9 protein-coding genes and 1 pseudogene are annotated in these 12419 nt (G+C 64.8%); 9 read left to right on the forward strand and 1 reads right to left on the reverse strand.

Annotation, left to right across the window (positions count from 1 at the left end):
• Positions 1-201: 201 nt before the first annotated feature.
• From KVY23_RS20035 to KVY23_RS20050, 4 genes and pseudogenes are all read left to right on the forward strand, one after another.
• Positions 202-693: pseudogene (locus tag KVY23_RS20035) on the forward strand (excalibur calcium-binding domain-containing protein); the annotation flags it as partial.
• A gap of 581 nt (positions 694-1274) precedes the next feature.
• Positions 1275-2474, forward strand: a complete 1200-nt coding sequence (locus KVY23_RS20040; RefSeq protein WP_008709938.1) for a DUF2510 domain-containing protein — start codon at positions 1275-1277, stop codon at positions 2472-2474.
• Positions 2475-2728: 254 nt separating this feature from the next.
• The gene (locus KVY23_RS20045; protein WP_008709940.1) at positions 2729-3544 is read left to right on the forward strand and encodes an SDR family oxidoreductase; all 816 of its coding nucleotides are present in this window, start codon (positions 2729-2731) and stop codon (positions 3542-3544) included.
• Positions 3545-3598: 54 nt separating this feature from the next.
• Positions 3599-4603: a GAF domain-containing protein gene (locus KVY23_RS20050; RefSeq protein WP_008709943.1), complete on the forward strand. Its 1005-nt coding sequence runs from the start codon at positions 3599-3601 to the stop codon at positions 4601-4603.
• Between the two features lie 95 nt (positions 4604-4698).
• Here KVY23_RS20050 and KVY23_RS20055 read toward each other — a convergent pair whose 3' ends face one another.
• Complete coding sequence (locus KVY23_RS20055) at positions 4699-5151, reverse strand: helix-turn-helix transcriptional regulator (RefSeq protein ID WP_008709945.1); 453 nt, start codon at positions 5149-5151, stop codon at positions 4699-4701.
• A 1188-nt stretch (positions 5152-6339) separates the two neighbouring features.
• Between KVY23_RS20055 and KVY23_RS20060 the strand changes: the two genes are divergently transcribed.
• The 5 genes from KVY23_RS20060 (at position 6340) to KVY23_RS20080 (ending at position 12395) form a co-directional block, all read left to right on the forward strand.
• Positions 6340-7620, forward strand: a complete 1281-nt coding sequence (locus KVY23_RS20060; protein WP_008709946.1) for a hypothetical protein — start codon at positions 6340-6342, stop codon at positions 7618-7620.
• Between the two features lie 48 nt (positions 7621-7668).
• The gene (locus KVY23_RS20065) at positions 7669-8262 is read left to right on the forward strand and encodes a hypothetical protein (RefSeq protein ID WP_198289363.1); all 594 of its coding nucleotides are present in this window, start codon (positions 7669-7671) and stop codon (positions 8260-8262) included.
• Between the two features lie 74 nt (positions 8263-8336).
• Positions 8337-8993, forward strand: a complete 657-nt coding sequence (locus KVY23_RS20070; RefSeq protein ID WP_008709948.1) for a hypothetical protein — start codon at positions 8337-8339, stop codon at positions 8991-8993.
• Positions 8993-10282 carry a ParA family protein gene (locus tag KVY23_RS20075; RefSeq protein ID WP_008709949.1) on the forward strand — a complete coding sequence of 430 codons (1290 nt, stop codon included), beginning with the start codon at positions 8993-8995 and terminating at the stop codon, positions 10280-10282. The genes KVY23_RS20070 and KVY23_RS20075 overlap by 1 nt, the downstream gene beginning before the upstream one ends.
• 40 nt (positions 10283-10322) lie before the next feature.
• Positions 10323-12395 (forward strand): cutinase family protein, encoded by a 2073-nt coding sequence (locus KVY23_RS20080; RefSeq protein ID WP_008709950.1) that lies wholly within the window; start codon positions 10323-10325, stop codon positions 12393-12395.
• Positions 12396-12419: the final 24 nt, after the last annotated feature.

Here is a 12419-nt window from a genome sequence, read left to right on the forward strand (position 1 = left end):
GCTCTGGCCAAGCAATGGCGAGCGCTGGCCACCCGCTACGACAAACTCGCGATCACCTACCGCGCCGCCGTCACCCTCTGCGCAATTCTCACCTGGCTACGCCGATTGGGAGACACGCCCTAGTCGGGAGCGGCTGGCGGGAGACGACCCGTGGTCCAATCGGGGTCTCCCAACCCCCTTACCCAACATAGTTAAAGCCCCTACATAATGGCGCTCAGCAACGCCTGGCAGACGGGTGCGCAGCAACTCGACCAGGCCACCAGGGCGAACTTCGCCAACGACCCGCGCAATCTGCAGGCCGTCGACGGCCCCGCCAACCAACAGAAAAGCGACGGCGACGCCGCAACGTGGCTGCCCAGCAACAAGGCCTACCGATGCACCTACGTCGCTCGGCAGGTCGCGGTCAAAGCGGCCTACGGGCTGTGGGTCACCCCGCCCGAGCACGATGCCATCGTTCGAGTCCTCAGAGACTGCGGCGCAACCGCTGCTGTCGAGACCGCGGCACCGTCACCTGTACCGGCGTCGGCAGCACCAGCTCCGAAGCCAGCTCCCGCACCGAACCCGGCTCCGTCGGATGTGGTCTACAAGAATTGCAACGAGGTTCGTGCAGCTGGAGCCGCTCCCATCCGGACCGGAGAACCCGGATTCAGCACCAGGTTCGACGGTGACGGCGACGGCGTCGGCTGCGAATAGCGCCGACGGTGTGCATTGGGTCAAAGCTGTTGAGCGCGCCAGAGATTGCCATCTCGAGGGTGCTCCGGGACTCTCGTGGGCCACAGTCAAAGGTCGTACGATGACGTCATGATCGCGTTGTGGCGTACTTCCCAGCACTATTGTGAACGCGATTCGATTCCGGACATCGCGGCCGATGATGTCGAGGAGCTTGCTGCTGTTCGGCACACAGTGCCCAGGGTCGGACGATTCCCTTGCCTAATGGCGGAGACTCTTGGCGGTGCGAGGAAGACGCTGGGATTGATGGCCCCGTCGACCGGCGAGTTGACGAAACAGCGCAACGACCCCGACAGGTACGACAGTGGGCGCGTCAACGGTGTTCCCGAAGGGTCGTGGCCGGGCACAGTATTGGGCGACAAAGAGCATCCCAATTCAACGCGGTGGGTGGGTAAACAGGCTCCATAAACCTGATGCCAGGCCGTCACAGTCCAGGCAATCGCCGCTGGACTCGACCGCCACGTTGGGTCGGCTCACGGGTCCACCGAATAGTCGATTCCTCCTTCGGGTGTCATCGCCGATCGCCGAAGATTGCGCTGAGGCTTGTGGCGCGCCGACGCCGCCACATCCGGACCGGACAACCGAAATTCAGCACCGGATTCGACGACGTCGGCTGCGATCAGCACTCAGGTCAACACGGTGAGTTCGGTGTCGTCGACCTGGGACACTTCACCGATGACAACACCGAACCCGGCTGGTACACCGACCCCGACCAGTCCAACGCCGGTGGACAACGACACTGGGACGGCGGCCAGTGGACCCAACACTCCGCACCCGGCACGCCCCGCCCGACACGGCAACCCACCCCGGGACAGCCTGCAAGTCAGGGTGGCGGCAACCGAGGACTCAAGATCGTGCTGGCAATCGCGGCCGTTCTGATTCTCGCAGTCGGCTTCGGATCGATATTTGGCTCGGACGAGGGCAATGGCGAGCCTGATCCGGCTTCGGCGACTTCGTCGGACTTGCTGACCGCGACGACAACCACCCGTACCGGCTGTGGTCCCCTCGATCGCGCCGCGCACACCGGTGCGCCCGCTCCGACGACAGCTGAGGCGACGCCGGCGGCCGGCTGTCTCGACGTCCCAGGCGACGTCCTCTCGGCCCTCAACGCATCACTCGAGCCGAGCGGGTACGAGCTGGGATCGCCCGCGGCGTACGACGACGGCGACACCCTCTATATCGCCGGTGAAATCGTCGAGCTGCAGGACGGCGGGATCCGCTCACGCGACGACGTGGTCGCCCAGCAAGGACCGATACTGACTCCGGTGACGGTCACAGCGCGCAACGAATACACTCTGCTCGACAGACATGACCAGCTCGAACTCGAATTTTCGGATCCAGCGTCGCTCTTACATCTGCCCGACGCGTCTCCTGCTCACTCCGGTGCTTCTTTCCCGAGCAGGAGAAACGCTAGAACTGTCATCCTCACCACGATCGACCGCGCCGCCCTCACACTGACTTCGTTGCCGTCGGACCCGGCGCAGTCGCACGAGATGTGGTCCACGCTGTCCCCGGCCGACAAGGATGCGCTGTTCGCTCACGGCAACTACATCGGCAACCGCGACGGCCTACCCGTCATCGATCGTGATCACTACAACCGAATCAAGCTCGACGACGAGTTGTCTCGCGCCGAGGCCTGCGGCCTGACCGTGTCTGATCGGCTCGTGGACCTACAGGCCGTCCGTCGAGAAAGATCCCAACCGGATGCTGATGCTCAGTGTGCGCACAAACCCACGCGGCAGTAGCCGTCGGCAACCCAGACACCGCTGGGACATCGGATCTAGTTTTAGACGTTGACCAAAACCGACCGTCGTGCAGGATCCGGCGGCGAGACTTCCTGCGACAAAGTCAGATTCACACCTAGAGCATGCCCGTTTGAAAGCCTCCGAGCCACTAGATACAAACAGAAATACAGACCAGCTGGTTGCTAGCGCGGCTGTCGACCGTTCGTTACTGTGCCTAGTTACCAAGGGCAGCGAGTTGTGGGAGGCGAGGTTAGATGCCAGGGGAATGGAGAGCGGCGGTCACCGGCGCAGGTTCTGGAGTCGGCCGTGAAATTGCGTTGCAGCTCGCGGGCCAGAACTGGTCACTTGCTCTCGCGGACTACAATTATGATGCACTGCTGGACACACAGTCCCGATGTGCTGCTATGAACGCAGTCGCGCGCGCGACTCAAGTCGACGTGGCCAACCGGGCCGAAATCAGTTCGTGGGCAGCAACTTCTCGCTCAGCATTGGGCGGTATCGATGCAGTCTTCAACGTCGCAGGCGTTCTCTATAGCGGCGATGTCATCAACACTCCCCCAGCTGACTTCGATCTGGTGATGGCGACCAACTTCGAGAGCGTCGTCAACAGCTCTCGCGCCTTTCTACCTGATATCTTGAAGTCACATCGAGGTCGAATCATCAACGTGTCGTCCGCATTTGGGGTCATGTCCGCACCCGGCTATTCGGCGTACAACTCTTCCAAATTTGCCGTTCGCGGCTTCACCGAGGCCCTGAACCAAGAATTGCGCCTAGCGTCACGGACCGCGCGTGCGACATGTGTGATCCCTGGTGGACTCAAAACGTCAATCGCACGGACCGCGAGGGCCGCACCCGGCGTCGATCGTGCGCGGACTGCCGATTTTTTCGACAGCCGCATAGCCCGAACCACCCCTAAAGTGGCCGCCCAAAAGATCATTGCGGGTGCGTGGAAGGGAAAATCACAGGTGACGGTGGGCAACGACGCACGCCTCGTCGACGTGACCGCGCGCGTGCTCGGACCTCATTACCAACATCTACTGCCTGCGCTCCAAGCACTGCGGCGACTCTGACAATCCGAAACCTATAGACAATCCACTCAACAGACCTGCGGGGGTCGGTCAACTATGTCGAATAGCTGGATCCTGATAGAGACGTTCGGAGACGAAGAGCCGTCGGTCATCGGAGTTGGGTCTTCGCCCAAGTCCTTTGTCTCACCTCGTAATGTTCTCCGCAGCTCTGGCAGCCGCAACGAGGCACTGACCGCGGTAGCGGAGGCGCTTTCCACAGGAGCCGTGGTGGATCGGCTGTGCAAAGACCGCTACAGGCGGGTACTGGCCGAACCACTGCGAACCTTCGCGGGTCGCACACATGGTGTGTGGGTGTGGCTCGGCCAGCGCGACGAGACTCCACCTCGACGAGACGCCGCTGGGGCGTGGCAGTTCAACCTCACCAAGAGCACGGCAAGCGGGAGCGGCGATCTACTCGACCTTTACCGCGTTCCGCAAGACGAGCGAGAGACCCAGCGTGCACTCGCCGGAGCGTTCACCCGACTGGTCACCAACCGCGACGAGAGCGAAGCGATGGCCAAGATCGTGCAATCAGCCCCGGGCACCACTCATCAGGCGGTTTGGACCGTGAGGCGGGACGACGGTGAACTTCGAGCAGCGCACTTCTCGTGCCGGATGATTGCCGAAGACGGGGTTTCGGGCACCGAAGTTATCTTGAGGGGTATCACCCACGACATCGGCCCCGCAGGGGACATCAATATCGCTCCCCCACCTACGATTCTCGAACATCGCGTTCTGGAGGCTTCGACCAAGGAGGGCGAGTACCGCGCACTGGTCAACCTCAGAACACTCAACTTGTTGCGCTGGTACAACTCTGACCCCGCACCGAATATCTGCTGGGAAAACCTTCCTGACGAACCGGTACCGGCGATTCATCCGGACGACGTTCCAATTGCGAAACGAATGTCGAACGCACTCGCACGCGAACGCACCCACGGTGTGCTTCGCTTCCGAACTCTCGACGGAAATTGGAAACCGATGACGATCGACGCGGTATTAGTCTCGCTCAATCAGCACACTACGGCCGCACTCGTCACTCTGACCGAATTGTCCGAGGAGTAAATAAGTTCGCGGATCCATACGGATCCACACAGCCCATTGCGGACTGAGTGCAGTTGACGCGCGAACGCTGGAAGTGCGTTTAATAGTTGCGTTGTCTACAAGGACCGCGCGCGTGTCGTGCGGGCATCACGCGTTCGACTCCACGCAGCCGCCACCGTCCGAGTCGATACGCCATACGCTTTGGAAAACGACTCGATGCGCTCCTCGTTCTCGGGCTTGCGCCCACGTTCGATGTCGGCGAGAACGGTGGTCGACATCCCGAGCAGCTGCGCAGCGTCACCCTGGGACAGCGCGGCGTGCACCCTCAAGTCGGACAATTTGAGCTGAGACTCCGGGATCGGAACCAGCGCCGCGACCGACGTATGCAGGGCGTTCGCGATCCGACCAAGCGTCGCAGGCGGTGGCGTTGAGCGCCCCGTCTCCCAGGTCGATACTGCCTGTCTGGTCGCGCCCACTTTCGCCGCGAGGTCGTCAGCACTGAACCCCGCACGTACCCGTAGCTCCCGCAACCGGTCGGCGCGAAACCCACGAACTCCGCTTCGCGGCACTATCCCAACTCCCTGTCGACCCTTCAAGACAGTCCCATCTTCCTCGATCGACGATGCCCATGAACTCTTGTGCGTTTTATAGTTGCGCGCTATTGTTGCACTCATGCGCCAATACGAGTCGAGTTCCGCGAAGCTGAACCGATTGCGCGGTGCACCTAACCTGTTCTACAGTCCTGATGCGCGCCCAAAAGGGAATCCTCGGTGCTTGTCTATCTCGGCACTGCTTGTAGCGCGGGACATCAGGTCGGTCTGTTCACAGGGTCCGTCCGATCATTCCTGTCGGGAGTTCTACATGTTCGCGTCGCTCGCCCTTGCCGCATCGCAGTTGCCGTCGACGACTGAAACCAGCATTTACCACGCTCGAAGTTCAGCGTTGGGCCATCACGGACGGGGTGCGACGGCAGGTGCATTCACCCGACATCGCCGCTTTCGCCTCGGTTACGGGGGCAAATCGAAGTGAGTGCCGCACGGGATGCAATAGCACCAAATCTCCTCTCACTGAATCAGTTCTGCGCATCAATCGTCGTAAATCGGACACATGGTGACTTGATTGCGTGCTCGCTCGACCACGAGCATTCCGGTCGCCACCAATACATCGGTGACGACGGAGCCCTGCTAGCCGAGTGGGGTCCATCCAGTTCCTGTAATGAGCGGTCCATTCTTACCCGCAAGCCGTAGGCCTGGCAGTTCGGACTGCAACCCGACCCGAGTGGGCTGTCGCTGATAGTCCCACTCGTGCGCTGCAGGAGCTCCCCCGCGCGCCCTGCAGCTCGACCGGTGGACCGGTGGACCGGCGCGAGGGTCGCGCAGTGAGCGCATTTCATCATGTTCAGCGCTGCGCGGCCCCGCCGGGACATCACACCTCGGACTCACACCCGTTCGCACAGAAAGGATTCCGATACCCGATGTGGATTTTCCAGCAGCCATGGTTTTGGTCGGTTGCCTTCGGCTGGCTCTGAGCCTCTAGCACGTGATGGGTGCGTGCGACTGGCCCACAACCTATGGATCGCACGCACCCATCCACTTCTGTCGACCGACTTACCTAAAACCAATTGTCGCCAGAACGGTTGCTCCGCAATCGCATTCACCAGCACGACCCGATCGCCGGGTCGCACCAGGAAGGGATCGACACCAATGCCAGCACCACAGGACACAGGACACCACCGCTCATCAAAGAAGCGAGGGCGGGTGATCACATCGCTGCCCGCCGTGGCCGCGGTGACGATCGCCGGCCTGACCATGCAGGCCGCTCCTGCTCAGGCTGCACCATCGCAGCCGGGAGTGACCAGTCCTCGAGGATCACAACCGGGGGTCACGAGCACACCGCAGACGGCACCGGCCACCCTGCCGCCTCCAGCGCCGGAACCGCGCGTGTATTTGGACGGCTACCAGCCCTCACCTCGGGTGCAGCAAACCCCGTCACGTAGCTACGACGACTACCTGGCCGGTAATCAGCAGTCCTCGAATTACCAGAACACCTACTACGAGCCCACTCCCGCGCCGCAGGCCGCTCCGAGCGACGCTCCCCCGGCGTTGCAGGCGACTCCGCCGCCCCCGCCGCCGGTCCCGACGGTGCAGCGCAGGGTCATTGCACCGATCGAGGCACCGCCCGGAACGTTCATCGCCGGCGGCACGTTGGTGCCGGTCGATACCAAGATCGTCGACCAGAATCTGCTCACTCGAATCAACAACACGTTGCAGGCTGTGCAGGCGGATGGCGGAAACTGGCTCGTGGACAACGGGTTCGCCGATTCTCCCCGTGCCGACCGCATCGCAGCGGGTACCGCGACCGGCGTCATCGCAGGCGGAGCGACCGGTCTCGCGGCATCGGTGGTCCCGGCCGCGGTGATCACCGGAACCGCAGCCGCTATCGGCGGCGGACTCGGTGTCGCCGCCTCCACAGGCACCGGTGCTGTCGTCTGGGGAGGACCAGTGGGTTGGGTCTTCATCCCTGGAGCGGCAGCACTCGCGGGAGCCGGCGTCGGCGCAACACTGTCGGCACCGATCGTGCTGGGCCTGACCGGTGCTGGCGCTGTCATCGGCGGCATCCTCTGTGCCACCGTTCTCGGCGGCGAGCAGCAGATCATCGAAGAGCCGGCCCCTGCCCCGGCGGTTGTTCCCCCGGCGGCCGACAGCGTCCCGACGATCCCTCCTGCCGCAACCGTCGATCTCCCCGGACCCGTCGGGCAGGTTCGCGACACTCTCGCGTCCGACCCGAACGGCCGCCAGGTGCTCGCGGCGGCCGACACAGCCGTTCAGAACGCGGCTCCGATCGTCGACAAGGCCGTCAGCGATGCGTCGGTGTGGACCGCACCGGCGGCCTCGGCAGTGCAGGGCTTCACCTCGAAGGCCCTCGAACAGCCGCAGGTGGCGCAGACCGTCGAGACGGTGCAGGCGGCTGCAGCTCCTCTGGTCGATCAGGCCACTGCCGCTCTCGGCGGCTTACAGGCGGCGTTCGCACCCGCCTGAATCGCCCTACAGCCAGCTAGTTGAACCAGCCAGGAAGGACATATCCAAATGATTCGCCGTTCGACGACATCTCCGATTGCCAGTGCCACCGGTCCAGCACGATCAGGGGTGCCGTCGAGCTCTCCCCGTGTGCCGCGATCGCGCCGACGCGCGGTCGCGGCAGCCGGGGCTGCTGTGGTGTCCGTGGCGGTCGCCGCCGCTGTGTTGTTCAGCGGTGGCGACTCCGAGCCGGACACGACAGCCACCGATACGACCGTCTCTTCCTCGGTCGCGCCGACAACTGTTGCCGCCGGGCCGGATTGCTCAATGCCGACCGGTGATCAGAACAGCGGCCCCGGGGTCATTGCCGCGTTCGAGCACGCCTACTACGTCCAGAGATCGGGCGCGGCCGCGCACGCTCTGGTCTCACCGAACGCCCCGGCGAGTGCCCCGTTCACCGTCGAAGCGAACCTCGACGCAGGTATCGCCACCGCGCCGGCCGGCACCACCTACTGCCTCGATATCGACCCGCTGCGCACCGGTTCCTACACCCTCACCCTGACCGAGAGTGGCCCGAACGGGCCTGGGACGCAGTACCGCCAGCGGATCACCACCGATCAGGTCGACGGTCGCTACGTCATCGCCGCCATCGAGCAAGCGTGATCACCCACCGCCGCCACAGCGCGAGATCGCCGCAGCACCGCGGCGAACAGCCACCACGAAAGGAACGCCAGGACATGAGCGATGCAGCGAGCGAATGGGCCGAGGCCGCCACCGCAGTACGACAGGCACGCGAGACCCTCGAGGCGTCGACCGCGAGCGAGATCCGCGCCTGGGCCGAAAAATCGGGGCTGACCGACTGGTCGATGTGGCAAAAGATCAAACGAGAGCTCTACAAGCAGCTCGACCTCGACTACGACGGATTGCGCGCCAACGAAGCCGAGCAGGTCACCGACGCGGTCGCCTCTGCGGCGTCGGCCGCACCACTGGTCGAGCTCTACGCCGCAGGCGATGAGCGCGGCAGCTTCGCCGTGGTCGGCGACGGTGACGAAACAGCCTGGTACGGAACATTTCACGCTAAGGACGCGGTGTTCCGGCAGGGCGATCAGACCTCGGCCGACGACTCGGCGGCCGGCAAGGCAGCCTTTCTCGCCGGCAAGCTACGCGAAGAGCTCGACGCCCCCGCGATCCGGCTGATACTGCATATCTCCAACCCGCACCTCGACGGCGCGCGGCTCGCCGCTCTCGCCGCGCGATACGGAGTGCACCTCGAACGCCTCGACATCGACGACGAGAACCCGGCCACCGTGTGGTGCGAGGTTCCCGGGCACCGTCCGTGGCAGGCCATCCGGCTCTCCGATCTGCTCGTCGACGATCAAGCGGAGGTCGGCTGATGGCCGAACAGCACCCGCGCCCGGACGACGACAACCCCGTCGCGGGCTACGAAGCCGAGGACACCGTCAACCTCCGCGCTCAGCGCCTGCGCCGACCCGAATCCGAACCGGACGAACAGCCTGTAGAGGAGTCGGCCGACGACACCGCACCGGACCCGTACGGGGTCGGGCAGGACGCACTGGCCGCGGTCGAGACACCCGATGTCGACCCCTCAGCGTTCTACCGCGCACGACTGTTCGACCGCCAGGAAGAAGACCCGACCGCCGAGCCCGCCGAAGCAGGCCTGCGGGGCCGGATCAACGCCGCCCTGGGAACTCATCTCAAGCCCAAGCCCACATCGGCCGAAGTCAGACTGCGTCAGTCGATTCGCGTTGTGCAGCAGCCACTTCCTGGATGCTCGGTGGTCTCGGTCATCAATCCGAAGGGCGGAGCGGGCAAAACTCCGACATCGGTGATGCTCGGTTCGACGTTCGGCAAGCACCGTGGCCACGGGGTGACGGTCTTCGACGCGAGCGAATCACTCGGCAGTCTCGGCGATCGCGCCGCCCGCACCACCGATCCGGAGCTCACGGTGTGGGATCTGCTCGACCATGCACACGAGCTGGCGTCCTCGTCGGCGGTGTCGGGATCGCTCACTGCGTTCCTGCGGCGTCAACCGACGATGGAAGACATTCTCGCAGCAGATAATTCGGCCGACCGTGAGCGCAACCTGGGGTGGGACGAATGCGCCGCGGTGATGGCAGTGCTGCGCCGACACCGGGACCTGATCGTCATCGACACCGCCGCCAATCCCTTGGCCGAGAGCTGGCAGTGGGCCGTGCAGCATTCCGATGCCCTGGTCGTTCCGCTCCCGCTACGCCTCGACATCGCCCGGCAGGTCTATCAGATGCTCGAGGGCATCATCGCCCGCGGCTACGGACACTTGCTGGCGTCGACGATCGTCGTGACCTGTGCAACACCGGATTCCAACCCGCAGTTGGCGTCGGCGGTCTTCGAGGACCTGCGCAATCTCGGTGTCCAGGAAAGCAATTTCATTCAGGCCCCGTACGAATCAGCTCTCGCCCGCGGCGATCGGATCGTCTACAGGGGCCTCCCGCCCGCCACGATCGAGGCCTACACCAACGTCACCGCCCTGGTCGCCGACAACATCGCCGCGGCACGAGCCGGCGTCGCCTACCAATTCACCGATCCGTATTCCCCGCAGCCGGTGAACCGCCAGCCCGACAGCGCACCACCCCCACAGCTCTCGCAGTGGGAGCGGCGCAGCCGCGACCGTCGCGGAGCCTGACCCGTCCCCACCCCGCTCGACGCACACGAGGAGAAACACCATGACCGGCCAGAGAACGCACACCACCCCGCGGCGACGACAACGCCGGACACTGTCGGCGCTGACCGTCGTCGTCTCCGCGGTGGTCCTGGCCGCGGGCACCGTCCCCGCACACGCCGCACCGGCAGCGACGGCGGCGACCTCGTGCGCGAAGTACGTCGCGATCATGGCCCCGGGAACGTGGGAGACCAACGCCGCCGCGAACCCGACCGCCCCGGTCGGGATGCTCGCCACCGTCGGCAACGCCCTGAAACAGAAGTACGGCAACGATATCGAGGTCTACTACCCGGCGTACGCGGCGTCGGCGTTCGACAAGGGCCGCACCTACGCCGACAGCAAGGAAACCGGCAAGAGCGCCATCAACAACATCCTCACCTCGGCATGCGCGACGTCGAAGTTCCTGCTCTCGGGCTACTCCCAAGGCGCGGACGCCGCCGGCGACATCGCCGCCGAGATCGGCAACGGTCGCGGCGTCGTTCCCGCGGCCCGGATTCTCGGCGTCGGTCTGGTCGCCGATCCGCACCAGGGCACCGCCGGCGGCACCGTCGTCGGGCCGAAGATCGACGGTCAGGGCATCGGCGGGGTCCGGCCCGAAGGCTTCGGCTCTCTCGCCCCGGTGGTCAGGCAGCTCTGCAATCCCACGGACCTGTACTGCTCGACGAACGCCGGCAAGGACGGTCTGCTCGCGGGCCTGGGCAAGGTCCTGGCGAACAAGCCCGTCGACCCGGGCGAACAGGCCGGAACCGGGTCGACCCCAGCAGCGTCGAATACCGCGGTTCCGTCGACGACCGCGCAGGGCGGCGTCACCGGTGCCGAGACACAGCCCGGCACGACGCCGACACAGGCCGGAGGGGTCAGCGATTTCTCGTCGTCGCTGGTCTCTGACTTCTCCCGCGTCGATCTGGCGGGCGCCGCGAACACCGCATCGACTCTCGGGGAGCGGGTGGCCACCCTGCCCGACTCGGTGGGAACCAACCGCACTCAGTCACAGGTCGCCAGCGTCGGGGCCTCGGCGACATCGCTGCTCAACACCCTCGAACCGGTCGCCGACGTGCAATCGGTGATCGCCGCGAACCCCGGCATCCGCTCGACCCTCGACACCGCACCGGAAGGATCCCCGGAAGCGAAGACGTCCACGGTTCTCGACGCACTCGACCAGATCGACATTCCCGCAGTGCTCAGCACCGCGACCTCGATCGCCGACACCGCATCATCGGTGCTGGGCGGCACCGGCACCACCGCAGGCCTGACCGATACGGCCGCAACGCTCAGCGGGCAGGTCGCACCGCTGCAGTCCGTGTCCCCGGACGCGCTGACCTCGGCAACGCAGGTGCTCTCGCTGCTCAAGCCGAAGACCGTGGTCAACCAGGTCGTCAACGTCGCGACCGGCTTCACGAGCCTGGACTACCAAGGCATCGTCGACAACCTGATCGCGCTGCCGCAGAAGGTCGCCGCACTCGACGTCGCGGGATCGCACAAGATCGCCGGGGACCTCAACAACCAGTTCGAACCGATCGTGAAAATGGCCGCAGGAGTGGACCTGCACACCCTCGCAGCATTGGTGGCGATGATCCCCGACCCCAGCGGATCGGCGCAGATCGCCTCCCTGGTGCTGAGCTTGCTCGGCAACGTCGACGTGATCCGCCTGGCCAACGATGTCGGCGCGATCCAGGAAGTCGCGTGGAAGATCCTCGAAACCGGCAACCTCGCGGCCGCCGCCGAACTGCTACCCATCGGGCTCGACCTCGCCTCGGTCGCGGTCGGAGTGCTCACCGGATCCTCCAAGACCAGCCCCGACCAGCTCGGCGCGCAGACCCAGGTCACCGGACAGTCCGCCGCGATCGGCCAGCAAGCCTCCACCGGCGATTTCGCCGGTCTGGCAGGCAGTCTCATCTCACTGGCCTCGTCACCGAGTGCAGGCGATGCCGCCGAGCTGGTCGGTGCCGGTATCGACGCCGCGACGTTCTTCGCCTCCGGTGCGCACCAGTCCTATGGCGACTTCAAGGTCGACTCCACCGGCCGCAGCGCACTGCAATGGCTCATCGACTTCTTCACCCAGAAGATCGGGGGCTGACCGGCGGCCACCGATCGGGCTCTG

It is taken from the genome of Rhodococcus sp. I2R (assembly GCF_020889545.1).
Taxonomy (GTDB): Bacteria; Actinomycetota; Actinomycetes; order Mycobacteriales; family Mycobacteriaceae; genus Rhodococcoides.

What these genes read in the sequence shown, in the direction of transcription:
- KVY23_RS20045 (WP_008709940.1), top strand. Translation starts at nt 2,729, where the DNA reads ATGCCAGGGGAATGGAGAGCGGCGGTCACCGGCGCAGGTTCTGGAGTC.
- KVY23_RS20050 (WP_008709943.1), top strand. Translation starts at nt 3,599, where the DNA reads ATGTCGAATAGCTGGATCCTGATAGAGACGTTCGGAGACGAAGAGCCG.
- KVY23_RS20065 (WP_198289363.1), top strand. Translation starts at nt 7,669, where the DNA reads ATGATTCGCCGTTCGACGACATCTCCGATTGCCAGTGCCACCGGTCCA.
- KVY23_RS20070 (WP_008709948.1), top strand. Translation starts at nt 8,337, where the DNA reads ATGAGCGATGCAGCGAGCGAATGGGCCGAGGCCGCCACCGCAGTACGA.
- KVY23_RS20075 (WP_008709949.1), top strand. Translation starts at nt 8,993, where the DNA reads ATGGCCGAACAGCACCCGCGCCCGGACGACGACAACCCCGTCGCGGGC.
- KVY23_RS20080 (WP_008709950.1), top strand. Translation starts at nt 10,323, where the DNA reads ATGACCGGCCAGAGAACGCACACCACCCCGCGGCGACGACAACGCCGG.